We start from the raw sequence: 25,586 nt of genomic DNA on the forward strand, positions 1-25,586 counted from the left end.
GGTTGTCCTAAAATTACTCTGATTAGTTAAAATTAAAAATCAGATATAAAACAAAGATGGTAATCCCCAATAAACCAAATAATAGTTTTACACGCTTACTGGTTTTAGGAACATCGGTTTCACTAACAAAAGTAGTTTCCGGATTTTTATCGGCCAATGAAATCAAAATTGCTGCTAATGTCAACACTACAAAAATGTAGAATGAAATTAATAAAAAGTGAGGCCATGCTGTATAAACATCCGCAGGAAAAACCCATAAATACAATACCCCTACAAACAAACTAAAAGCGGAACCCCAGGATAATGTAGCGTTTACCGCTTTCTTAGTAGTACGTTTCCAGAAAACACTCAATAAAAACACCACTGATAAAGAAGGTGCTAAGAAACCTAAAACCGCCTGAAAAATATTGAATAAATTCTGTCCTTTAATATTATCAATAGCTACTGCAATCAGGATTGCAAACACACATCCGGCAGCAATAGTTAAACGTCCAATTCTAATTTGGTCTTTGATAGTAGCTTCCGGATTGATTTTCTTTACATAAATATCATTCGTAAAAACGGTACTCAATGCATTCAATGACGAACCAATAGTTCCTACCAAAACGGCAATCATAACACAAATTACCAAACCGTTCATTCCGCTAGGGAATAAATTAGTTACCATAGTCATATAAGCCAAATCGGAATTTTTACCTAATTCAGGAAATAAAACGGAACAAAGAATTCCCGGCAAAATAAACAATGGCAATGCCATTACTTTTAACCAACCGATAAAATTCACACCTAATTGACCTTGTTCTAAATTTTTGGCTCCTAATACACTTTGCACCATCGACTGATCGGTACAAAAGAAAGCCACTGCAGCAACCGGATATCCTAATAAAATTGCCGGCCAAGGATAATGCGCATCAGATGCAGGACGCACTAAATTCCAGAAATTAGATGGTGTTTTAGCAATCAAAGCTTCTACTCCTCCTACTTGTTGTAAACCTAAATAAGATAAGGTTAGTGAAACCACAATTAGCAAAATCATTTGGAAAACATTCACTTTTGCAATGGCTTTTAATCCTCCTGCATAAGTGAAAATTCCGGAGAAAATCACTAAAACGGTTACACTCTGCCACATTGGGATCCCTAAAATCTGGCGTACTAAAACACCCCCACTAAATAACCCCAATGACAACCAGCTTACCAAAATTTTCACCATGGCGTACCAGGCTAAAATAGTCTGTGTACTATCACCATAACGTTTCCCCATATATTCAGGCATCGTGCTTACCTTACTTGCAATATAACGCGGTGCAAAAACCATCGCCAAAAGCAATAAAAACACAAAAGCGTACCATTCGAAATTTCCTGCTACAATTCCCGTAGCATAACCAATACTCGCAAAAGCCAATAACGAAGAAGGTCCCACATTAGTTCCCCACATGTTGAACCCGATATTGTACCAATTAAGTGAATTTCCTGCCAGAAAAAGTGTTTCGTTTTTCTTGCTTTGCTTCACACTCACCACATAACCAATGACTAATAAAGTCACTAAATAAACCGCAACGATTATAAAATCTAAAGCCGTTAACTTATCGTAGATACTGTTATTCATAGGTTATATTCTTTTAAAATATCAGCAATTTTTACTGGCATTCCTGTTTGTAATGTTCTGTCCATAGCCTGCAATAAAGCTACGGTTCCAATTCCTTCTTTCATATCCGGATAAGCGGTAAATCCCTGCTCAATGCTATCAGCAAAATATTCTAAATAGTTTTGGTATTCTCCACCATGATGACTTTGCCCTTCAAAACGGAAATAATATTTTAAAGTCGCATCACCCCAAGTGATTACTTTTTCTTCACCGGTTTTGTCGGTCACCGCATAACGCAATTCATGATAATCAGCCTGGCTGGCACCTTCAGTAGCTCTCAAAATAGTGCTCATTCCGCTGTCTCTTTGAGCTGGCTGTGTTGGCGAAGTATAAACACCACTCACTCTGGCAATTCTTCCATCAGTCGCTTTGAAGATAAAGTGCATCGTATCTTCATTCTTCAATCCCGCCGATTTTCCGTTGCTGCTAATCATTCCGTAACCCATCACTTCTTCAATATTTGGCAAATACCATCTGATAAAATCTACTGGATGACTCAAACCGCCATACAACCATTTGAAAGATTGCAATAAAGACCATTCTTTCTTCAAAAACCATCTGTGGTCCGCGTGATATTGCGCTTCAATCGTTATCAAATCACCTATTAAACCAGCTTCATAATCGGCTCTTTGTCTTTTTGCAGGTTCAAAAAATCTAGAGCTTTGTCCGATGAAAACCTTTTTCCCTGTTTTTTCGCTCAGTTCCAATAAGGCTGCCGCATCTGATAAATCATCAATAAAAGGCTTAGTACAAACAACATGTTTTCCGTGCAACAAAGCCTGTTTTACATGTTCAGCATGCAAATGATCCGGCGTGTAAATGGCAATGATATCAATAGCCTCGTCTTTTAACAAATCATCATAATTAGTTGTATAGTGAGGAAAATCAAATTCTTTCGCTCTTTGCTTACACAATTCTTCATTTCTATCACACACTTTTACCAACTCTACTTTGCTGCTTTCTATAGCTGCTGACATGGTACTACGTCCTTCTCCAAGACCTAAAATGGCTATTTTTAACATCGTTTTTTAATTATTTTTTTATCTAATAGACGGATTAAAATCCATCCCTACAATATCACCGAGCCTATGGCTCTTTATCATGATTCTCTTTACTCTTTTTTCTTTAATCTTTTTTCTGTTCTAAAGCTTCTTCAAAAAATTCCAAACTTCTCCGGGTTTTGTCCCTTCAACTCCGGTTTGGTATTTTTTCATTATCGCATTCCAGTCGTCTACACGAGGATTATTCTCAACCGTTTTTGGATTTAATTTATCCAGACTTTCTCCTTTTGGAATACTGATTACCAACATCAATTGTCTTCCGTTTTTGAAAACCTGTAATTGTTGGAAATCGGCATTACAGAAACCTTTGGCTATTTCAGGCCATTTCTCAAATTGGGTAGTGTGATAATCTACATATTCTTTTTGCATTTTAGCATCGTCTACAAGATTTGCAGTCAACACAATATTTTCCCATTCCGATGCAACTTTAACATCTTTACATCTTTCAAAATTTTGAAAATCGTAAATTGGGTTTTCGTAGATTTTAATTTCCAATGCCGGGAAAGCCAATGCCAGTTTCTTTTTGGTTCTTTCCGGCTGATTCATCAAACCATAAATCACCAGATGATTTTCCCATTGGTACAATTCTTCACCTACAATTCGGAAACCTTTTATAGTCGATTTGATTTTTTCAATATCAAAATCTTTTCCAACTAATTCAATCGCAACCGACTTAGGCATTTCCTGTAATCCCCAGGCATCATCAACAACAACTTCCTTTTTCAAATTAGCAAAAGGAGCGCGAATACCTGCATTTTCTTTTATTTTTGGATCTACAAAAGCATAGTTGTCTTTCCAGATATTTCCTGCAGGTCCATTGTTGTTTTTTAAGATTTTCTGAATCGGAATCCAGTTGTTTTGAATAGTAAAATGCTGTGATCCTTCATCGGTGTACAAATACAACCATAAAAACGGATCGTGTGCATACGGACTGAAATACACTTTGTCAATATAATTCTCTTCAATTCGGCTGTCTGCCTGAGAAGAAAGCGTGTAGATTCCCGCCACATCATGCAAATGTTTCGCATAATGATGGATTTTGTTTCCAATAATTTTATTATTTCGCATCACATTTTCGGTGTGTGTCCATCCCCATCCCATCGAAATTCCGCTGTACGCCACATCTGAAATTTCGTTGTGCTCAATAGTAAGACCTTTCACAAAACCGGCTGCAATTCCTAAACATCCCCAATCTTCATTGGCAACATTGGTAATTACATTATCAGCCACCAACTCATCCGAACAAACTTCTCTTTCGTCTTTTACAACCAATGGTAAATGAGCTTCGAAAGGCTCTTCGGAGAAAACACCCAGATTAATTCCGTTTCCACCAATGTCTTTAAATAAATTTCCCTGAACACGATTGTGATTTGTTCCTTTATTGAAATCCAAACCAGTCGAAGACAAATGCTCAAAACTACAAGCTTCAAACGCGGTGTTATTTGCAAAATTCACTTCAACAGCAGCACGTGGTCTTCCCACCCAAGCCTGATTTTCTAAATTAGCCTGATTAGGAGTTCCCGGAACTTTTAACTTATAAGCATCCAGCAAATACATTCCCGCCTGCAAAGGCACGTGACCTTGTTGCGACGGACGCAGCCAATTACTGTATTGAAAAGAAATTCCTTTAAACTTAAAATAACTTACTGGTGAATCGATGGTACCTTTTACATCCACTAAATTCTCTAATACAGGTGCAGTAACTTTGGCGGAAGCCATATTTTCTCCTGCTCTTGGGATATAATAGATTTTGGCTTTTTTTCTATCCAAAAACCACTCTCCTGCCTCGTTCAATAATGACATCCCATTATTCAGGAAGAATGCCGAATTTCCGTTATTCTTAGAAATCCACGGCGCAGGCCACGGATGCTCACTCTGAATACGGCTTTCCGGTTTTTCAAATGAAAGTCGGGCGCTGTCTTTGACAACTTCGATATTTTTAATACGTAAATTAGCAATAGCCCACCATTGTACGATGAACATTTCCATTCCCGGCTCAAACTTAACCGACTTATCTTTAAAAGGAATCCAACAAGTCTCCGTTTCCTTGTCCCAGGATAAAATACGATCCATTTTGTCTCCGGCAGTACTTTTAGCTCTAACAGCTTTTACATCATTTACCCAAAGTTGACGATAATTAATCACTTCACCTGCAATTTGAGGAGCATCGGCTACCCAAACAGCTCCCGGTTTTAAACCGTTTATAGAAGTTGTCGTTTTTTTCCAATTCTTAATGTTCATTCCACCACTAAAAACAGGCTTTGCATTCACATCGGCTTCAATTGTGGTTGGACTATCAGCAGTTCCAGAATCCTCAGGTCTTACAAACAAAGGTTCGTCAAAATAATAAGTACCGTCTTTTATGATAATATGAATTCCTCCTTTTACCGAAGCATCTTTCAATCGACGCAGTTCTCTGGCTTTTCTCAATGCCATATGTACTGTTGCCAGCGGACTAGCTTTAGTTCCTTCATTCGAATCTTTACCGTTTGTAGCCACCCAAATATCAGCAGCCTGCATAGAAAACACAGTAAAAAATACTAGTAAAGAAGTCAATAGGCTAAGTCGATTTTTTAAAAACATAAAAGCTATTTTAAATTATAATTGAATTCTGATTCTCATCAATTTTAACACCATACTCACTCTCAAAACAAACAAAATGTAAACGTTTTCATTTTTAATGTTAAAAAAAAAGTCTTTCGACTCTGATATGCTTGATAATAAATAAATTGGGTTGGGCAAGTTAATTATTTTAATATAAAAAAAATCATAGTTTTAAACAACGGTCGATTTTATAAAAAAGGATAAAATTATAATAAATAAATTTAATAATTATCTTTATACCAATTTAATAGAAATTAATTTATGAATTCCTTTTTATTGCCAAAAACCATAACTGAGAAAGATGAACACGGTAACTATGGTGTTTGGTGGCACGAAAACAATCCGGGACCATTAAAAAAACTGCCTTTCATTAGTCAGTTTGGCAGCATGAAATTCTCCAAAGTCCGTATTGACGACACCATGCGACCACACCTTAATGACGGTATCGAGATACATTATGTGAATAGTGGCAAATACGACTGGGTAATCGAAGGCAAAGAAATCGAATTGCTACCCGAGAATTTATCGGTTACCGCTCCTTGGCACGAAAACGGAAGTCTTTCCGGAATTATGGATATTGGTCAGATCAACTGGATTATCATTAAACCTTTTGAATTTTCAAAAAATATAGCTTTAGATCTGGGTAATTGGAGTAAATTATCTAAAAATTTCCAGCAAAATCTAGGCGAAATGATTGGTGATGCCAGCAATTCGGTATTGGAAAAAGCCAAGAATTTTAAAAAATATTTTGACGAAATACGAAACGAATTAACTTTTCAGGAAGAAGGTTTTGAGATAAAAGTTCAAAACATTCTGGAGAATCTTTTCATCGATTTACACCGCCAACTTTCGAATAAAATTCAAAAAAACCAGGAAGACGGCAGCTTTATTGAAAAACTAACCCAATTACTAAAAAGCGATTTAACTCGAAAATGGCATATTGAAGATTTGGCTTCAGAATTTAATATGGGCAAAACTAAGTTTACTTATGAAGTTAAAAAACTTACCGGTTTCCCTCCTAACAGTTTCATAATTAGCTTAAAACTCGAAAAAGCCATCGATTTAATTCAAAACAACAAGGACATTAGTATGGCCGAAATTGCTTTTATATGCGGATTTTCGTCATTACAACATTTTACCTCAACATTTTCACAACGCAACGGAATAAGTCCAAGGAAATACCAACTTCAACAACAGAAAAAAAAGAAATAAAAAAACCTATTCAGTAACGAATAGGTTTTCTAAATTATAATGATTGAACCAGCAACCAGGCTTCCGGATTTTCTGATTCCCGAACTTCATTTTTAAGTTTCTGAGCTTCGGCATAAGTAGCAAAACTACCATAAAGCACAGGATACAAACCGTGTTCGTTAATATCTAATCTTCTGGCATTATAGCCCAATTTTTTTAACTTTTTCACAACCTGATTTGCATTGCTTTCATCTCTAAAAGCTCCGGCTACCACGTGGTAAGGCAATTTAATTTCTTCCTTTTCTTCTTTATTGGCTTTTACAGAAAGTGTTACAGGAGCCATCGGGCTTTTGATAAAAAAAGTAGCCTCCTGAATTTTAGACTCTACTTTCTTTTGTACTGCTTTTTCAACTAAAACCGTTTGAGTTTCAATTTGATTATTCCAAACGGAATAAGCTGCTGTACCCGCTAAACCTAATCCTAAAATAAAAATAGCAGCATATTTCAAATACGAACGACCACTTCTTTCCTCAGGAACTAAGGCAATTACTTCCCTTTCTTCAACAACGGCAGGTATTTCCTCTGTAGCTTCTCTTTTAACCGCCGGAGCGATAAAAGAAGACAAACCAAAGGAAGAAGTCAAATAATTCTTTTGTTCCGAAGGTGTAAAAATTAAATTATCTGTAGCGCCTAAAACAAAACTACCTACATTTTTAACCATTAAGGCTCTGTTTTGTTCCAATTCCTTTTTCCAGTTCAACACCTGATATTGAATAGCACTAATAGCATATTCATAAGAAGTTTTTTCAGCTCTGGCAATATGATTTGCTAATAAACCATCATTATTTTTAATGTTGGTGTTAAAAGAAATCAATTTTTTAGGCGGATAAAAAGAATTTGCACTCTCAACCCACTGCGCCGATTGGATTTCAGTCAAAAAAGCACCGAAACCAGGAACGGTAACGCATTGATAACGATATAATAGTTGGCTTATGTAGTGTTCTATATTCATACATACAAAGTTATACATCCAATATAGTTATCAAAATTTTATTCACAATTTTTATTAACAATCCAGAAGAAAATTTATACATTTCAATTTCAAATATTTAGCATGACAACATCCGATTTATTTTACATATTAGCTTTACAGCGAATCGAAGGTATTGGCGACATTATGGCGAAAAAATTAATCAGTCATTGTGGTTCAGCCGAAGCTGTTTTTAAGACCAAAAGCAGTCAATTAGCAGCGATTGATGGCATTGGTTCCACATTACTTAAAAATCTAAAAGACCAATCGGTATTTGACAAAGCCAATAAAGAATTGGAATTTATTCAAGCTAATAATATTAGTACAGCCTATTTCCAGGACGAAAATTACCCCGACAAACTCAAACATTGTGTTGACGCACCGGTACTCCTATTTACCGCCGGAAATATCGATTTAAAAAACCGAAAAATTATCAGCATTGTCGGTACACGCCAAATTACCTCTTACGGAACCGAATTTTGTAAAAAACTGATTGAAGATTTAATCCCGCTCAATCCGGTTATCGTCAGTGGTTTTGCTTACGGAGTGGATATCGTAGCACACCAACTGGCTATGGAAAACAATTTGCAAACCATTGGTGTTTTAGCTCATGGTTTGAACCAAATTTACCCAAAAAACCACAAAAAATACATGGCTAAAATGGAACAAAACGGCGGTTTTATGACGGAGTTTTGGAGTTCAGCCAATCCTGACAAAGAAAATTTCGTCAAGCGAAACCGCATTGTAGCCGGAATGGCGGAAGCCACGATTGTTATCGAATCGGCGGAAAGAGGCGGTTCTTTAATTACTGCTAATATGGCGAATGATTACAACCGTGATGTTTTTGCCGTTCCGGGACGAACTACTGATAAATACAGCACAGGCTGTAACAACCTGATCAAAACCCAAAAAGCAAACGTACTCACCAGTGCCGCCGATTTAATTTACATGTTGAATTGGGACATTAAAGAAGAACCCAAAGCCGTCCAAAAACAATTGTTTGTTTCCCTCGACAATGAGGAACAAAAAATATATGATTACCTTATAAAAACAGGAAAAGAATTAATGGATATTATTGCGCTGGAATGTGAGTTCCCTATTTACAGGGTTTCTAGCATTTTATTGAATATGGAACTCAAAGGAGTAATCAGACCCTTACCGGGAAAATTATTTGAGGCGATTTGATAAGTTACCGCAGATTTCTTCGCCAGCTCACTAAGGTTTTTGTCTTAGATTAAATTTGTAAGATTTTTTTATTATTTTTAACCCACGCAACTGATTAAAAAGCCATAAAAAATGAAACAAAACCAGCCACTTAGCCCTATAACTATATTTTTAGAGAAATCATTGATTCTATTATTCTTTTTGTTACAACTCTCAATTGTAACTTTCGCTCAAAACGCAAATAATAAAGAAAAAATTGAAGAGGAAAAACAATTCATATTCAATACAAATTATTTGAATCTTGAAAAATTCAAAGGAGACACCTTACCGGAAAGAGTCTCTAAAGAAATTGAACAAATAGCTTTTAATAATAAATCAAAATTAGACGACTTTATTAAAACTCATAACCCCTCAATGGAATTTATAAAAACAGCGAAAATAAATTTGGAGTATTTTACGCCTAATGCTTTCTATTCATTTGAACAAAACAACAAATACAAGAACCAAAATGCTTATTATCGAAACATCGATAAATGGAAAGCAAAACGAAATGAATTATTTTCAAAGATCAAAATAAGTAATGATGAAGCTTTAAGCGCACCAAATTATCAAAATCTTGTAGCAAACATTTTACTACGCAAGAAAGAAGAATTATGGAAAGAAGCTTCTGGAGAAAATAAAGAAGAGTTTTACAAAGAATGGTACAATAGTTCTATTGTAGAAGGACAAAAGCTCTTTGCAGACGATCCTGTAAATATATTAACCCAAAAAATCATCCAAAAATTCTACACAGGAAAATCAGCTGAATTTGCTTATGTTATACTTCTAAACGGCTCCATTAAAGAAGAAAACAATAAAAATCTACCTCAGATATTTGAAAATTTTAAAAAGCAATTTCCAAATAGCCCTTATATTTCACAATTGCAGCCCAAAATTGATATAATCATAGAAAAGAACAACAAAACTCTAACAGACAAAATGATTTTTGTAAAAAACGGTGAACAATTCAATACCTTCGAAGAAGTCATAAACCAATTCAAAGGGAAAACTGTTTTAATAGATATGTGGGGAACTTGGTGTGACCCTTGTAGAAAACAAATTGCCCAACACAGCGAAGCCTTACATCAATTCTTCAAAGACAAAGACGTACAGTTTGTCTACATTGCTAATTTTGATATTCATAATCCTGAAAATTGGAAAAAAATCATAGCTTATCAAAGCATTGAGGGATTTCACATTCTAGCCAATGATAACCTAACTAAAGATATCATGACTAAATCAAAAGGAACAGGCTACCCAACTTATATAATTCTAAAGAAAGATGGAAGTTATGAACTTTCAAGAGCAGGTTATCCAATGAATAGAGAAACATTAATTAAACAATTGGAAGATGCCATAAATCAATAATTTGACAACTTAAGAAAACAAAAAAACCGCAGATTCACAGATTTTAAAATTATAATCTGCGAATCTGCGGTAAATTATATTTAAAAAATTATCCCACCTCGAAACCTAATTTTTCTCTAACTCTTCCTAAAACTTCATTAGCTATAGCCGAAGCTTTTTCCGCTCCTATTTTCAACAAGGCATCTACTTCCTGAAGATTATTGATGTAGTAATGGTACTTTTCTCTTTCGGTTTTGAAAGTTTCACAAATTAATTCAAACAAAGCCTGTTTGGCGTGACCATAACCGTAATTTCCGCCCAGATAATTGGCTCTCATTTGTGCAATTTGCTCTTCATTGGCTAACAAAGAATAAATAGCAAAGGCATTACAAGTATCCGGATTTTTAGGAGCTTCAAGTGGTGTACTGTCGGTTTCAATACTCATTACCTGTTTGCGTAAGGCTTTATCATCCAGGAAAATATTAATGATATTATTAGCCGATTTACTCATTTTTCCTCCATTCGTACCCGGAATCAACATACTATCATCCTGAATTTTAGCTTCAGGAAGCACAAAAGTCTCCCCCATTTGATGATTAAAACGGGAAGCCACATCACGTGTCATTTCCAAATGTTGCAATTGATCTTTACCAACCGGAACAAACTCGGCATCATACAGTAAAATATCAGCCGCCATCAACATTGGATACGAAAACAAACCTGCATTGACATCATCTAATCGATCGGCTTTATCTTTAAAAGAGTGCGCCAAAGTCAATCGTTGGTATGGAAAGAAACAACTCAAATACCAGGATAACTCTGCTGTTTGTGGCACATCCGACTGACGGTAAAAAACCACTTTATTGACATCCAACCCAAATGCCAGCCAGGCTGCCGCTACACTGTAAGTATTATTTCTTAAAGTTTCTCCGTTTTTTATTTGAGTCACCGAATGCAAATCGGCGATAAAAAGAAAAGATTCATTTGCTGAATTGTTGGACAATTGAATTGCCGGAATGATTGCTCCAAGTAAGTTTCCTAAATGTGGAGTTCCAGTACTTTGAACTCCGGTAAGTATTTTTGCCATTATGATTTATTGCTGTCGCTAAAATTTTATTGAACCGCAAAGTTCGCAAAGTTTTTTATTTTTTACCTCAAATTCGCAAATTTTAAAAATTTACTTAGAATGAATCTTATCGACTATTTTTTTAAACCATATGAATCATATAAGTTTAAAACTAATTCTTAAAAAAACAAAACGGATAACTTAAATGAACTTAAAGTACATTTAAGCTTCAAAACAGCTAAAAAAACAACTTATATGACTTATATGGTTTAAAATACTGAGACTTTACATTTGATTCCTTATTTTTGAACATATGAAAGGCATAAAAATAATTTTTTGGATTCTTTGGCGCATCTGGTTTTACATCCTGATGGCGATTCCTATCCTGATTATGTTTCCTTTTTTGGTACTTTCGATTCTTTCCGAGAAAGGCTATCCTTATTTTTTCAAAATGGCTCGAATCTGGGCAAAATTCATCCTCTTCGGTATGGGTTTTTATCACAAATTGGACAGCGAACAACCAATTGATTCTCACAAAAGTTATATGATTGTAGCCAATCATACTTCGATGACCGACATCATGCTGATGCTTGCTATCATTAAAAATCCTTTTGTTTTTGTTGGCAAACAGGAATTAGCCAGAATTCCTCTTTTTGGTTTCTTCTACAAAAGAACCTGCATTTTAGTTGACAGAAGCGATTCGCAAAGCCGAATGGCTGTTTTCACGAAGGCCCATAAACGAATTGAACGTGGACTGAGTGTATGTATTTTCCCCGAAGGCGGCGTCCCGGATGACGAATCGATAATTTTAGACCATTTTAAAGAAGGCGCTTTTAAACTGGCTATTAAACATCAAATTCCTATTTTACCTATCAGTTTTGGAGACAACAAAGAGCGTTTTCCTTATACTTTTTTTGCCGGAAGTCCGGGAATCATGCGGGTAAAAATCCATAAACAAGTTGAAACCCTGGACAAAACAAGCACAGACAGAAAAGAACTTCGTGAAAACGTAAGAGCTACTATTTACCAGCAATTATTAAAATTTGGAAACGAGAAAAAAACTGAAACGACTTAAAATAAAAAAATCACCTGAGAACCAAATGATTTTTATATTTTAATACTAAAGCGTTATTGCGTAACAACAACTTCCACATCCTCAAACACATCAACACCAGCATCATCTTTTCCTTTGTAAAATTTAAAAGTATAAGTTCCTGCTGATTGGGGAACAAAATTAAAATAAGCATCGGACAATGGCGGTAATGCTTCTGAACAAGTTTCCCCTACTTTAGTATTGGCATAAATACCTATTGTTCTCGTTTTTGATTCAGAACTAGAACCATAATCATAATATATTCCTCCGTAATTATAACAGGCCGTAGGCATTTGATACTTCAACTCGATTTTGTGAGATGCTCCTACAGCGAAAGTTGCCGGCATAGTATAACTTTCAATGGGTAAAATATAATAATTATATTTATCTCCTTCATCTACACTACAACTTAATAAAGAGGTCATTAAAACTAAAAACAGCGCAATTTTTTTCATTTTTTGGGGGTTATAAATTAATAATCTAATCTCGGTTCTTATTACTTAGACCCTAAAAAGAGAAAAAGGTTGCTTTGAAAATCCTTTTATTTAAATAAACCTATCTAAATTATTTTTTAATTATCATTAAACTAATTGGAATGTCTAAATATACTTTGGCAATATATACTCCGACGGCATAATCATCCAAACCTAATTGGATTGTTTTATTAACAACAGGGTAAAAATCTTTTGAAATTAAATTAGCGTTAACTGCATATAACTCAACAAAAATAGTTTGTTTTTCAGTTGGAACAGTAACTTCAACTAGTCCCTTTGTCGGATTAGGAAAAGCGTAAACTGCTTCAGGCATATCAAAAATTTCCTTACTATAAACACCTTCGCAAGACTTTGCTGATTGCACCTTAAGGACATCTCCTTTTTTTACTTGAACAGAAAAATGGGAATCAGTGGTCTCAAATTGGGAAATATCATTAATAAAAATCATAAACGGAGCGGTTCCTTCTGTGATTTCCACATCAATCTTACTTAAATTAACAGTAGATTTACCATTCATTGTTCCTCCCTTTCCAATTGTTACAGTATAACATTGATTGAAAGATTTCCCTTCAACAGTTATACACAAAGGATAAATTCCAGGTTCTAAATTTGAAATAACTAAAGAATTATTTTCAAAATTGTATGTGTTAGAATTTATTTGTGCTACATAATTATATTTCTGAGCAGCAACAATAGAAATTTCTCCATTATTCTTTCCTAAACAAGTCTCTGATTTCGTTTCAATTAGAAAATTATTATATGGTAATAAAAAAGGCTGAATAACGATATCCACTTTAACTATGTTACTATCTGAACCTCCATCATTAACTTTATATGTAAAACTATCTGAGATCGTTTCAGAATTATTATGAACATAAGTAAAGGATCCATTTGAATTTAGAGTTAATTTTCCATTGATTGGATTGGTTACAACAATGGCTGTAAGAACATCATTATCTAAATCTTTATCATTATAAAGCAAACTTGTTCCTCCGTCAGATAATGTTGTTGCAGTTCCTCCTTGCGACACATTTATTTGATCCATAACTGCAACTGGAGGATTTAATCCAAAATAATTAGTTATGTAAAGTTCATTTCCACTCACTTTATTTCGAGCTCTGAAATACAATTTATTTTTAGTCGCCCCTAATTCTTCAATTGTAATATTATCATCAATATTTTTAGAATTGACAACATTTATATTTAAGGATTTTGCTTCTTTTGAAGCATCATTTACAAGCCATATTTTATTAGGATTAGATTCGGCCAAGTATAATAAATTATTTTTATAACATGTTAGATTTCGTATATATAAAAAATCTTCTGTGTCTGAACCAGCTACTTTCTCAGTTGTAACTCCATTAGTTCTCCATAATTCTTTATCAACTTTGGAATAATTTGACACTAAAAAATAAACATAATTCCCACATGTCAAAATTGTATTTATATCAAGGTCGGGCATTGTTGGATGCGTTGCACCATCAAATAATAAAACAGTCCCTTCTAGAGTACCATTTGTTTTATAAACAGCTTTTCTTGAACTATCCGGATTTTTAGCTACAAAGTACAATTCATTATTCAATATAGTTGTAAATTGAATTTCACTATCAATATTATCCCCAAAAGATTTTATATGGTTTGTTCCTTCTACTGTTCCGTTTGAAACCCATAAATCATGAGGTCCATAAGTAGTACCGGATGAATTAGCAAATAGAATTAGTTTATTATTAACAGCATTTAACACCCTTAAATCTGGCAATTTCATAATTTCAGTTGTTCCTAATTCAGTTCCATCAGTTTTCCACAAAGACATTCCACTAACTGGATTAATCGCTGAAAAATAGATAGTGTTATTTAATACAACAAAATTACTAGGATAACTGCTTCCTGAACCTAAAGTTAAATCTTTTACCATGAAGGTACCAGATTCTGTACCATTACTTTTCCATAATTCAAAACCATGTACACCATCATTAGCATAAAAATAAAGCTCATTTTTTATAACTGAAAAAGGCTGTTTATCATTATAATTTCGCATACTGCTTTTATTACCAACATTTATATCCTTTACCATTACAGTTCCACTTTCAGTCCCATCACTTTTCCACAACTCATAGCCATGAGTACTATCAATTGCACTAAAAAAAAGTGTTCCATTTATAACCTTCAAATCTGAAAGATCATCTATACAACTATAACCAGGATTTATATCTTTAACTGATTTGGTGCCACTTATCGTCCCATCACTCTTATATAATTGATTTCCATATTCTGTACCTCCAGCTCTAAAAAACAAACTCCCATTTACATCAGTAAACCTAGAAGCATTGCTACTATTTAAATGGTTTAAATCAGCAAAAAGTGATGTCCCAAAGGATGTTCCATCTGTAATCCATAATTCGTTCCCATACTTCTCATTAAGCCCTGTAAATATCACACTATTACTAACATTTACATAAAAGACAGAATTCAAGGTCTCAATCTCATTAGACAATTCAAGCGTCCCTAAAGTCGTTCCGTCACTAACCCATAACGTCCTTTTAGTGGAATTTGTACTATCACTATAAAAAAACAGTTTGTCATTGTTCACAAAAACTTTAGATATCTGTGCAGATGCATTTCCAGTGTTTGGCCAATATCCTGGATTTTCATTTATATCCTTCAATAGTACTGTACCATCACTAGTCCCATTTGTTTTCCAAAGTTCATTACCATGAACTCCATCATCTGCTACAAAGTAAATTTCGTTTTTGAATTTTACGTATGAAGTATTAGACACACTTTTACCTGTAGAATTTATATCTTTTAGTATTCTTGTTCCTAATTCGGTTCCATCCGTAATCCACAATTCAGTTCCGTGAGTACCATCATCAAATTGAAAAACTATTTGGTTATTAATAACATTTCCTTTTAAAGTAGTTTCAGAATTTGAAAAGTACCCTCCCGTTCTTATATTCTTAACCATTATCGTTCCTGATTCGGTTCCATTACTTTTCCATAACTCAAATCCATTTATACCATCATTCGCAAAAAAATAAAAATTATCGTTCAGTATCAAAAATTGATTTCCATAACTCAAATCTGAACTATTTGGATTAATATCTTTCACTAAGTTTGTACCTCCATCAGTTCCATCACTTTTCCATAATTGTGTTTGATTATTTCCATTATTAGCAACAAAATATAAGTTATTTTTAAACACAAACAAATCACTAGGAGAACTCCCTGAAGCACCAACATTTATATCTTTTACCATATATGTTCCTGCTTCAGTTCCATCTGTTGTCCATAACTCAAATCCATCTATATTATTAGTAGCCGTAAAAAACAATTTCCCATTAAAGTTTATCAAATTTAAAGGACCATTATAATCATTTTGATCATTCTGTTTAATATCCTTTACCAGTTGAGTTCCGTTCTCCGTTCCATCACTTTTCCATAATTCTGAGCCATGAAAACCATCATTTGCTATGAAGTATAATATATCATTTATTACTACCAGAGAACTAGGATTTGAAGAACCTTGTCCTAGTTTTATATCTTTGACCATAAAAGTTCCTTCTTTTGTACCATTAGAAAGCCATAACTCCCTACCAAAATTCTTAAAATCTCCATCAGTAGCACTGAAAAAAAATCCAGTTTTAAATGGGGTTAAATTTTGAGGATCGCTATTCGAGTGGAAGTTCAGTTCAACTAAAGTAGCATCTAATGTCTGAGCAAAAGTTATTTGGGAAATTAAAAGTAAAAACAAAAAAGTAAAGTTAGATTTCATCTGATTTTCATTTTATTCATTAAAAACATTTTGTAAGTTAATTTTTGATTAAAATCACTAAAAAAGCTTTCATTAAACTCAAAAATAAGGAAAATTTATTACAAATAAACCTATTGCTTTTCCGAACTAACAAAAAAAGCTCGGAAAAAACCGAGCTTTTTGGAAATCTTAAAAAGATAAATATTTAATTATCAGCTAATTCTTTAATTCTGGATTTGATTTTTTCTTCCAGTTCATCAGCTAATTCAGGGTTGTCTTTAATTAATGTTTTAACAGCATCACGACCTTGTCCTAATTTAGTTTCACCATAACTAAACCATGAACCTGATTTTTTCACGATTTCAAATTCTACTGCTAAATCCAGAATTTCCCCTGTTTTAGAAACTCCTTCACCATACATGATATCAAATTCGGCTACTTTAAACGGCGGCGCTACTTTGTTTTTAACAATCTTAACTTTAGTTCTGTTTCCAATAACATTCTCCCCATCCTTAATTTGAGAAGAACGACGAATATCTAAACGTACCGAAGCATAAAACTTCAAAGCATTACCTCCTGTAGTCGTTTCAGGATTTCCAAACATTACTCCGATTTTCTCTCTCAACTGGTTGATGAAGAAAACGGTACAATTGGTTTTACTAATAGTTGCTGTTAATTTTCTCAAAGCCTGAGACATCAAACGGGCATGAAGTCCCATTTTAGAATCTCCCATTTCACCTTCAATCTCACTTTTTGGAGTTAAAGCGGCTACCGAGTCAATTACCACAATATCAATTGCTCCTGAACGAATCAAGTTTTCAGCAATTTCTAAAGCCTGCTCACCATTATCCGGTTGCGAAATAATTAAGTTTTCGATATCTACATTTAATTTCTCAGCGTAATTTCTGTCGAATGCGTGTTCCGCATCAATAAAAGCTGCAATTCCGCCTGCTTTTTGCGCTTCGGCAATAGCATGAAGGGTTAAAGTGGTTTTACCTGAAGATTCCGGCCCATAAATTTCGATAATTCTTCCTTTTGGATATCCACCTACTCCAAGTGCTAAATCCACACCTAAAGATCCCGAAGAAATTACCTCAACTTCTTCAATCGCCTTATCCCCCATTTTCATAACGGTCCCTTTTCCGTAGGTTTTATCAAGTTTATCAAGGGTAAGCTGTAACGCTTTTAATTTGGCTTCTTTCTCTGTACTCATCTTCTATTTCGCTTTTCTATCGTTAAATTATTTATATTATTTACCACTAATCAGAAATTCAAAAAGTTCATTAACTACTTTGAATTTCTATTAAATTTCATTTTTTGTGCTCGTAAAAATACTTCTTTTTTTAATGCAAATTTTTCGTTTAAAAAGATTTTATAATCAAAAAACAAAGTTTACACAAACAAGGCTTTCAGCTCCGTAGCCTCTTCGGGTTTCATTTTTCCTGCCAACACCAAACTCAACTGTTTGCGTCTTAAAGCGGCATCATAACGTTGTTTTTCCAATTCCGTTTCAGGAATGATTTGGGCGACTTCTACCGGCGTTCCTTTTTCGTCAACTGCAACAAAAGTATAAATGGCCTCATTGGCCTTAGTTTTAATTCCGGAATTTCTGTCTTCGACCCAAACATCAATATAGACTTCCATCGAACTCTTAAACGCCCGGGAAACCTTAGCTTCAATAGTTACCACACTTCCCAGTAAAATAGCTTTTGTAAAAGCCACATGATTCACCGAAGCCGTAACCGAAATATTTCTCGAATGACGCTGCGCTGCAATGCTGGCCGCACGATCCATTCGGGCTAATAATTCACCCCCAAAAAGATTATTGATATGATTGGTCTCACTTGGCAAAACCAAATCAGTCAAAACAGTTAAAGATTCTGATGGAAATTTAGGAGTCATCTGATTCTAGATTTTGTTATTGATATTGCAATTGTCATTGATTTTTATCATTGACATTACCTAACTCAACCAATACACCGCCATCACTGCCGGAATAAAATAAATAACGATGGTTCTGGCACCGTCATAATCCTTGGCTAATCGTTGACCAAAAAGCATCATCAACAAAGTAATCGCCGAAAATAACGCCCCGTAATAACCAAAAAGCCTTCCCTTATTTACTAATAATTCGATACAACCGACAAAACACAAAATAGTCGAAATCAATTCCATTACAACCAAATTGATTAAGGCTAATTTCACGTGATTTTTCAATTTGGTTTTAGCAAAATGCTCTTTTAACCAATTGACATTATCTTCCCAATAAAACAGTTTTTCATAACTGGATTGCAAAAAAGTAATTCCGAAAAATACCAGAAGTAAAAGCGAAGCCGGATTATTCATAATCGTTATTTTTTGTGAATTAAACGTGTGAGTTTGATTGATAAATCGGTTAAAATGATTTTTGCATTTCCGTTACGCTCAATATGATACATAGCATCCGAAAGCTCTTTAAAAATATCCTGAATATTGTTTCCGTTTACAAAAGGCGCAAAATTTTCCAACTTGAATTTATCGACTTTTGGTTCGAAATAAACTAAACTGGGTGTTTCGTAATTAATCAACAATGCCTGACGGAACATTTCCATACAAAACTGCAAAAACTTCTTTTGGGCTTCTCTTCCCAAAGCCGCAATTTTTTCACTCCAAAGAATCAAATCCTGAATGGCTGCCGCATCTTTTTTAGCCTTGAAAGCCGCGCGAACCCAGGTTACAAACCATTGTTCAAACGGATGTTCCTCGTCATTATCATGCAATAAATGCAAAGCCGCATTAAAATTCCCCTGTGCCTGATGCGCTAATTTTGTTGCTAATTTTAAATCAATTTGCTCACGGGTAACCAAAGCTTCGGCAATAACCGCTTCGCTCAGTCCGTTAAAATGTAATATTTGACAACGCGAACGAATGGTTTGGATAATGTCTTCTTCATTTTCAGAAATCAGAATAAATATGGTTTTTTCAGGTGGTTCTTCCAGTAATTTCAACAATTTATTGGAAGCAGCGATATTCAATTTATCGGCCATCCAGACAATCATGATTTTATAACCGCCTTCATACGCTTTTAAAGAAAGTGATTTCAGGATTTCCTGAGCATCATCAACACGAATTTCTCCCTGTTTGTTTTGAACTCCTAAAACGGCATACCAATCAAACAAACCACCATAAGGATTTTGAAGAACAAACTCTCTCCAATCGGCAATAAAATCAATACTCTTAGGGTTTTTCTTTACCTCATCGGTGGTAACGGTAGGATAAGCAAAATGCAAATCGGGATGGGACAGTTTTTGGAATTTTATGTTACAGGCGTGATTTTCGCCATCATTTTCTCCGTTTTGGTTGCCACACAAAATATATTGTGCATAAGCAATTGCCATAGCCAGAGTCCCACTACCTTCGGGACCTACAAACAATTGTGCGTGCGGAATTCGTCCCAAATCAGCACTTCTGCTAAGATGGTTTTTAATGTGTTCCTGCCCTAAAATTTCTGAAAACTGCATAAGGCAAAGATAGCAGAAAATGGATAAGTCTAAAATTTTAGATTACAAAGTTTCTCTGCCTATACAGCTTGATTTAGAGCTTCAAAAAAATCAAGTCGAACAGATTCAATTTAAGGCAATTTATAAATCTGTTCCATCGGCAGCCATTTTTCGCCATCCTTAGCTCCCGGAGGTGCCTGCTGAAATTGCCACATTAATTTCTCCCATTCCTGCACTTTTGGATTGGCAGTATCCATCATTTGTTTGCGTTCCGGACTGAAAGTTTCATCCACTTCCATAATCATAAACAGGCGATTTGCCAATATGTAAATTTCCAAATCAATAATTCCGGAATCCTTGATACTTTTCGTGATTTCCGGCCAGGCGTTTTCTTTAGCATGATAACGCTTGTACTCCTGAATTAATTCCGGTTTATCAATTAAATCACAGGCGTAACATAGTTTTCTTGTAACCATATAGAGCTTTTAATAAATTAGTAAAAACTATTTCTTTCGAAAATTCACTATTCCAGAATAGAACCTAAAACTTCTAATTCTGATAATTTAGCAGATTCCCCTTCGGGGATGTTAGTAAATGTTACCCTGATAAAACGTCCTGAAACAGATTGTGATAATTTTTCTATTCTAACTTTACTCGCAGAAGATGTGTTTGACAAATCAACAATTGTTGTCCATTGATTATCCGTATTTAATGTCTCAATTTTATAACCCAACTTAGTTTCTTTCGGGAAGGTCAATTTTATTTGTTCCATTTTCACATTTCGTTCTAAATCTACCTGCCACCAGTTACCGGATTTATTATCTGCCGCCTGCCAAAAAGTATCCGGATTTCCGTCTCCAACCAATCCGGAAGAATGTTCAACCATTTCATTACTTGCTCTTGTTGGATTGTTCAACCCAAAACTACTAATGCTGTTTTTTGAATCATTTGCAGTAAATGGAACATAAGGTCTGCTTATCACTACCGGAGATTTTCCCTCTGTAAATTGCGGTAAGCCTTTAGTAATAATTTTTACAACCGCATCCTTTAATCCCTGAGAAGTTGCTCTAATTACCGTCTCTCCACCAAAATAAGAACGAAATTCGGCAGCGGCTAATCCGTCTATAATTTCTATATCTGATTTAGGATTAAAAGTAATCGTTCTTCCTGTTGGGAATTCTCCCGGGCCGGATTCGATACTCAATTTTACCTCTGGTGAATTACTTAATCCAACACCTGCACCATCTACTATACTTACTAACAAATGAGCATCATCTGTTCCATCATTCACAATTACAGACTTATCTGTGGTCAATTGTATGGCTGCTGCTGTGCCTTGAACTCTCTCTGGAGGTGCCGCTACACCGGTATATTCATTACGATACCAATAATAGGATCTTTTAGGTATTCGTGCATAATCAACAATTCCCATGGAGCCAAATCGCTTTCCAGCTACACTGCCATGATCAAAACCGCACCATATAGCCTCTCCGCTTCTCCAGTCATAATGCCATGGGTATTTTTTACTTTTATCTTGATTTTGCCCCAAAGGCAAATCACCCCAGCCAGGTATATATTTTCCCGGACGAAAAGTTTCTGTTGAACCGTACTCACTCACTACACTGGCCACACCCGGATTTATAAAAAGTCTGGCTCCATCACCATTATACCCTGCTATATCTCCGATTTTATCCATGTCTCCGCGTTGACATCCGCCAATAGCTACCGGACGGGTGGGATCCAACTGATGCCCCAAATCAACCTCTTTTTTTAACAACTTTCGGGTTGGTTCTAAGGTTTCTTTAGTTGTAAAAAAAGGTTCATTACTGGTACTCCAAACAATAACTGACGGATGATTACGATGAATTCGTATCATATCAGTCATTTGTTCCAAAACACTTTTATCGAAAGCTTCCCAATCTTCAGGATTTGTTGGATAAGCATTACTTCCTTCATAATCTCCTTCTTCACGAGTTCCTCCCGAACCCCAAAAAGGCACTTCGGACCAAAATAACATTCCTTCTTTATCACAGGCTTCAACAAAAGCGGGATCATGAGGATAATGCGATCCACGGATAAAATCAAAACCTGCTTCTTTCATCATTTTAATATCTCTCAAAAAAGCATTATTTGTAACGGCATCACCCCAACCGGCACGATCCTGATGTACATTAGCACCTTTAAAATAATAACGCTCTCCGTTAAGAAAAAAACCTTTATCGGCAGTGAATTTAATACTCCGGAATCCTAATGGCGAAATAAAATCATCAACCTCCTTACCATTAGTTTTGATGATTGTCTTTACGCTATACAGGTTTGGCGTTTTGGGACTCCACAATTTTGGGTTCTTAATAACAGCACTTGTTTGATCAAAGAACACTGTTTTGCCCGCAGCAATAGTTTTAGCAGATGAAAACTTTGCAACCACAGCACCTTTACTATCAATAATTAAAGTAATTACAGTTGCAGCAACCGTAACTTTTCTTTCATTTATTACTTCTGTCTTTACATTTACTGTAGCTTCTTTGGCAGAAACATTAGGTGTAGTTACAAAAGTACCGTACCATGCCACATGCAAAGGATCAGTAACTACTAATTTCACATCCCTATAAATCCCTCCGCTAAAAACATGCTCACCTGCTCTGGGCGCTACACGGGAATCCCACAAATTATTTAAACGCACCGCTACAACATTGCGACCCGTCTTAATCGCTTTCGTTATATCAATTTCAAAACCTGTATAACCAGAATTGTGCTTTCCAACTAATTCTCCATTTACAAAAATTTCTGCTGTACGATAAGCTCCTTCAAAATCCAAACTGATTCTTTTACCAATCCACTCAGCCGGTATATCAATGTACTTACGATACCAACCGTAACCTTTATAAAATTGAGCCGATTGATAATAAGGCATACTAAATGAATGCGGAATTCCGATATTTTCCCAATTTGAATCGTCAAAACCAGCAACTTCCGCACTGGAATAATCTCCTAATTTGAATTTCCACTCTCTATTGATGTTAATATTTTTTCTGACTGTCTGTGCTTCCAGATTGATTTGAAAACTGATTAAAAGAGTAAAAAAAAAGATTATCTGAATTAATTTCATAAATGATGTAGTATATAAGGTTTCTTATCGAAAATCAGTCGATGTAAAAGTTTGGGTTTGATTATTTGACATCTTTAAATCCAATACTTTTCCATTATAGCGAATTTTAGCGGCTGTTCCTCCAACACTTTTTATAGCAATCTGCTCTATTTTCTTGTGAGCCCAAACCATGCTTACCTCAAATCCTCCACGAGCTCTCAATCCTTTTACGGAACCATTAACCCAGGTATCCGGCAAAGCCGGCAATATATCAATCACATAAAAATCTTTGTAAGGTTGTTCGTCATCTGAATACAATTCCTGACTTTGTAATACCATTTCTGTCATACCAGATGTAGCACCAAAATTACCATCAATTTGAAATGGCGGATGCGCATCAAATAAATTAGCATAAACTCCTCCTACACTTCCTCCTCCTGTTTTTTCGGTATAATTTAAAATATCCCGTATCATTTTATAGGCATGATTTCCGTCACGTAATCTCGCCCAAAAATTAATTTTCCAAGCTTTACTCCAACCCGTACCTTCGTCTCCTCTGAGCTCTAATGATTTTTTACATGCTGCTGCAAAATCAGGTGTATTTATAGCAGATATTTGATTTCCCGGATGCAAACCAAACATATGGGAAGCATGTCTTTGATGTGGGGTTGATTCTTCATATTCTTTAGACCATTCTAACAATTGCCCCTTACTGCCTATCCTTAACGGAAATAACTTAGCGCGCTTGTCAATGAGTTCTTTGCGAAACTGATCATCTATATTAAGAACCTTAGTAGCTTCGATTAAATTTGTAAATAAATCCCAACAGATTGACATATCCATAGTAGCGGCTGTTGTAACGGCATAATTTTTTCCATTAATTTTAAACTCATTTTCAGGAGATGTTGATGGGGCAGTTACCAAATAGCCCTCTTTTTCAATCAACCAGTCAAAACAAAACAAAGCCGCTTCTTTCATAACGGGATAAGCCTTAGTCCTTAAATACTCTTTATCCCCGGTAAAACTATAATGCTCCCACAGGTGTTGACAAAGCCAGGTTCCTCCCATATACCAATTGGCCCAGGTAGGTTCCCCATCTCCCACATCACCTACTGCATTACTCAATCCCCAAATATCCGAATTATGATGTGCTACCCAGCCTTTGGCTTTGTAATATTCATTTGCAGTAACACTTCCTGTTTTAGACAAGTCCTTTATCCAATCCAATAATGGCCTATGCATTTCGGACAGGTTTGTTTGTTCAGCCAACCAATAATTCATTTGTGTATTAATATTAATTGTGAAATTAGAACTCCAAGGCGGACGCATTTCTTTATTCCAAATACCCTGTAAATTTGCCGGACGTCCTCCTTCACGAGAAGAAGCAATTAATAAATAACGGCCATATTGATAAAATAAACCTTCTAATTGCGGGTCTATAGCTCCTTTAGAATACGATTTTATACGCTCATCCGTAGGCATCATCAGTTGATTTTTATCCGTCAAATTATTTGACAAATCATAACTTACTCTGTTAAAGTAATTTTGATAATCGACAATATGTTTCTCTTTTAACTTAGCATACGGAAGTTTTTCAGCTTTGAGTAATAAATTTGACGCAATGGCTTTTTCATCTTTCCCTTGAGAATCCGGACATTTATCAAAACCATTAAAACTGGTAGCAGCAGTCAGATAAATAACAACCTCTGTAGCTTTAAAAACGTGAAGCCCATTTTTATCTGCTTTTACAACACCGTCTTTCAATACTGTTTTTACATTTGACTGAAAACGCATTCCGTTACATCCACTTGTATCCGCCCATAAAATAGGTTCACGATCTTTAGGATTATAATAACTTGGATCAACACGACTTGGCGCTTTTCCACTCATAACCAATTGATTATTCCCTTTAGGAAGTACTGTTTTGGCTAGAGCACTACTTAAATCAATATCTAATGTAAGCGCTTTAGGTTTTGAGGCTGTAAATCTTACAACCATCACATTATTAGGAGCAGAAATAAACATTTCCCTAACATATTCAATACCATTTACCTTGAAACGTGTAGTTGTAGTAGCATTATTTAAATTTAAATCCCTGTAATATTCTGTGGGTTTAACACCATTAAAATTTTGATTAATTTTCAAATCGCCAAGTGGCAGAAAACTTTCGCTGTAATAGCCCTGCATTTTTTTGCATAAATCTGTTGCAAGCTGATAATCCTCTTTTTGTAATGCTTCTCTAATTGGCTGCAAATTTTTATATGCATCAGGATTTACATTTTTCTTCTGCGGACCACCTGACCACAATGATCCTTCATTCAACTGAATTAATTCATTTTCCACTCCGCCAAAAACCATTGCCCCAATTTGCCCATTTCCTATTGGTAAAGCCTCTACCCACTTTGTTGCAGGTTTATCATACCAAAGTTTAAGATTTTGCTGGGCGACGCTCATTGTCGAAACAGTTAACAACAACAATACATTAAGTCCTATTCTCATTTGCAATACTTATTAAATTTAACCCCTTTAGATTT

The 25,586-nt window shown here is 35.1% G+C and carries 18 protein-coding genes; 4 read left to right on the forward strand and 14 right to left on the reverse strand.

Annotated elements, in window-relative coordinates:
* Window positions 1-22: 22 nt before the first annotated feature.
* From BLR17_RS02240 to BLR17_RS02250, 3 genes are all read right to left on the reverse strand, one after another.
* Window positions 23-1,606, reverse strand: coding sequence for a sodium:solute symporter (locus BLR17_RS02240; protein WP_066328161.1), 1,584 nt, complete (start codon window positions 1,604-1,606; stop codon window positions 23-25).
* On the reverse strand, window positions 1,603-2,667 hold the full coding sequence (locus BLR17_RS02245; protein ID WP_066328160.1) for a Gfo/Idh/MocA family protein: 1,065 nt from the start codon (window positions 2,665-2,667) through the stop codon (window positions 1,603-1,605). The genes BLR17_RS02240 and BLR17_RS02245 overlap by 4 nt, the downstream gene beginning before the upstream one ends.
* 120 nt (window positions 2,668-2,787) lie before the next feature.
* A complete protein-coding gene (locus BLR17_RS02250; RefSeq protein ID WP_066328159.1) occupies window positions 2,788-5,289 on the reverse strand; it encodes an L-rhamnose mutarotase in 2,502 nt (833 codons plus the stop codon).
* Window positions 5,290-5,571: 282 nt separating this feature from the next.
* Here BLR17_RS02250 and BLR17_RS02255 point away from each other — a divergent pair, with 282 nt between their 5' ends.
* Window positions 5,572-6,522 (forward strand): helix-turn-helix domain-containing protein, encoded by a 951-nt coding sequence (locus BLR17_RS02255; protein ID WP_066328157.1) that lies wholly within the window; start codon window positions 5,572-5,574, stop codon window positions 6,520-6,522.
* Between the two features lie 34 nt (window positions 6,523-6,556).
* On the opposite strand, the gene BLR17_RS02260 is transcribed toward BLR17_RS02255, so the two are convergent.
* Complete coding sequence (locus BLR17_RS02260; RefSeq protein WP_066328156.1) at window positions 6,557-7,513, reverse strand: HU domain-containing protein; 957 nt, start codon at window positions 7,511-7,513, stop codon at window positions 6,557-6,559.
* Window positions 7,514-7,615: 102 nt separating this feature from the next.
* On the opposite strand from BLR17_RS02260, the gene dprA reads away from it, so the two are divergent.
* Entirely contained in the window at window positions 7,616-8,716 is a 1,101-nt protein-coding gene (dprA, locus tag BLR17_RS02265; protein WP_066328154.1) for a DNA-processing protein DprA, read from the forward strand.
* A gap of 111 nt (window positions 8,717-8,827) precedes the next feature.
* Window positions 8,828-10,102, forward strand: coding sequence for a TlpA family protein disulfide reductase (locus BLR17_RS02270; RefSeq protein ID WP_074517112.1), 1,275 nt, complete (start codon window positions 8,828-8,830; stop codon window positions 10,100-10,102).
* Window positions 10,103-10,190: 88 nt separating this feature from the next.
* Here BLR17_RS02270 and trpS read toward each other — a convergent pair whose 3' ends face one another.
* Window positions 10,191-11,168: a tryptophan--tRNA ligase gene (gene trpS, locus BLR17_RS02275; RefSeq protein ID WP_066328151.1), complete on the reverse strand. Its 978-nt coding sequence runs from the start codon at window positions 11,166-11,168 to the stop codon at window positions 10,191-10,193.
* A gap of 292 nt (window positions 11,169-11,460) precedes the next feature.
* Between trpS and BLR17_RS02280 the strand changes: the two genes are divergently transcribed.
* Window positions 11,461-12,222 (forward strand): lysophospholipid acyltransferase family protein, encoded by a 762-nt coding sequence (locus BLR17_RS02280; protein WP_066328150.1) that lies wholly within the window; start codon window positions 11,461-11,463, stop codon window positions 12,220-12,222.
* 53 nt (window positions 12,223-12,275) lie between these two features.
* Here BLR17_RS02280 and BLR17_RS02285 read toward each other — a convergent pair whose 3' ends face one another.
* From BLR17_RS02285 to BLR17_RS16400, 9 genes are all read right to left on the reverse strand, one after another.
* Window positions 12,276-12,695 carry a hypothetical protein gene (locus BLR17_RS02285; protein ID WP_066328148.1) on the reverse strand — a complete coding sequence of 140 codons (420 nt, stop codon included), beginning with the start codon at window positions 12,693-12,695 and terminating at the stop codon, window positions 12,276-12,278.
* Window positions 12,696-12,804: 109 nt separating this feature from the next.
* The gene (locus BLR17_RS02290; RefSeq protein WP_066328147.1) at window positions 12,805-16,506 is read right to left on the reverse strand and encodes an ELWxxDGT repeat protein; all 3,702 of its coding nucleotides are present in this window, start codon (window positions 16,504-16,506) and stop codon (window positions 12,805-12,807) included.
* Between the two features lie 184 nt (window positions 16,507-16,690).
* On the reverse strand, window positions 16,691-17,698 hold the full coding sequence (gene recA / locus BLR17_RS02295; RefSeq protein ID WP_066328146.1) for a recombinase RecA: 1,008 nt from the start codon (window positions 17,696-17,698) through the stop codon (window positions 16,691-16,693).
* Window positions 17,699-17,877: 179 nt separating this feature from the next.
* The gene (locus tag BLR17_RS02300) at window positions 17,878-18,387 is read right to left on the reverse strand and encodes an acyl-CoA thioesterase (protein WP_066328145.1); all 510 of its coding nucleotides are present in this window, start codon (window positions 18,385-18,387) and stop codon (window positions 17,878-17,880) included.
* A 60-nt stretch (window positions 18,388-18,447) separates the two neighbouring features.
* Window positions 18,448-18,831: a DoxX family protein gene (locus BLR17_RS02305; RefSeq protein ID WP_066328144.1), complete on the reverse strand. Its 384-nt coding sequence runs from the start codon at window positions 18,829-18,831 to the stop codon at window positions 18,448-18,450.
* 5 nt (window positions 18,832-18,836) lie between these two features.
* A complete protein-coding gene (locus BLR17_RS02310) occupies window positions 18,837-19,985 on the reverse strand; it encodes a DNA polymerase III subunit (protein WP_066328143.1) in 1,149 nt (382 codons plus the stop codon).
* A 110-nt stretch (window positions 19,986-20,095) separates the two neighbouring features.
* Window positions 20,096-20,440 carry an L-rhamnose mutarotase gene (locus BLR17_RS02315; RefSeq protein WP_066328136.1) on the reverse strand — a complete coding sequence of 115 codons (345 nt, stop codon included), beginning with the start codon at window positions 20,438-20,440 and terminating at the stop codon, window positions 20,096-20,098.
* Window positions 20,441-20,487: 47 nt separating this feature from the next.
* On the reverse strand, window positions 20,488-23,073 hold the full coding sequence (locus BLR17_RS16395) for a glycoside hydrolase family 2 protein (RefSeq protein WP_066328130.1): 2,586 nt from the start codon (window positions 23,071-23,073) through the stop codon (window positions 20,488-20,490).
* A gap of 24 nt (window positions 23,074-23,097) precedes the next feature.
* The gene (locus tag BLR17_RS16400) at window positions 23,098-25,551 is read right to left on the reverse strand and encodes a glycoside hydrolase family 95 protein (protein WP_066328128.1); all 2,454 of its coding nucleotides are present in this window, start codon (window positions 25,549-25,551) and stop codon (window positions 23,098-23,100) included.
* Between the last annotated feature and the right edge of the window lie 35 nt (window positions 25,552-25,586).

Origin of the sequence: Flavobacterium glycines (assembly GCF_900100165.1) — a bacterium.
Lineage (GTDB): Bacteria > Bacteroidota > Bacteroidia > Flavobacteriales > Flavobacteriaceae > Flavobacterium > Flavobacterium glycines.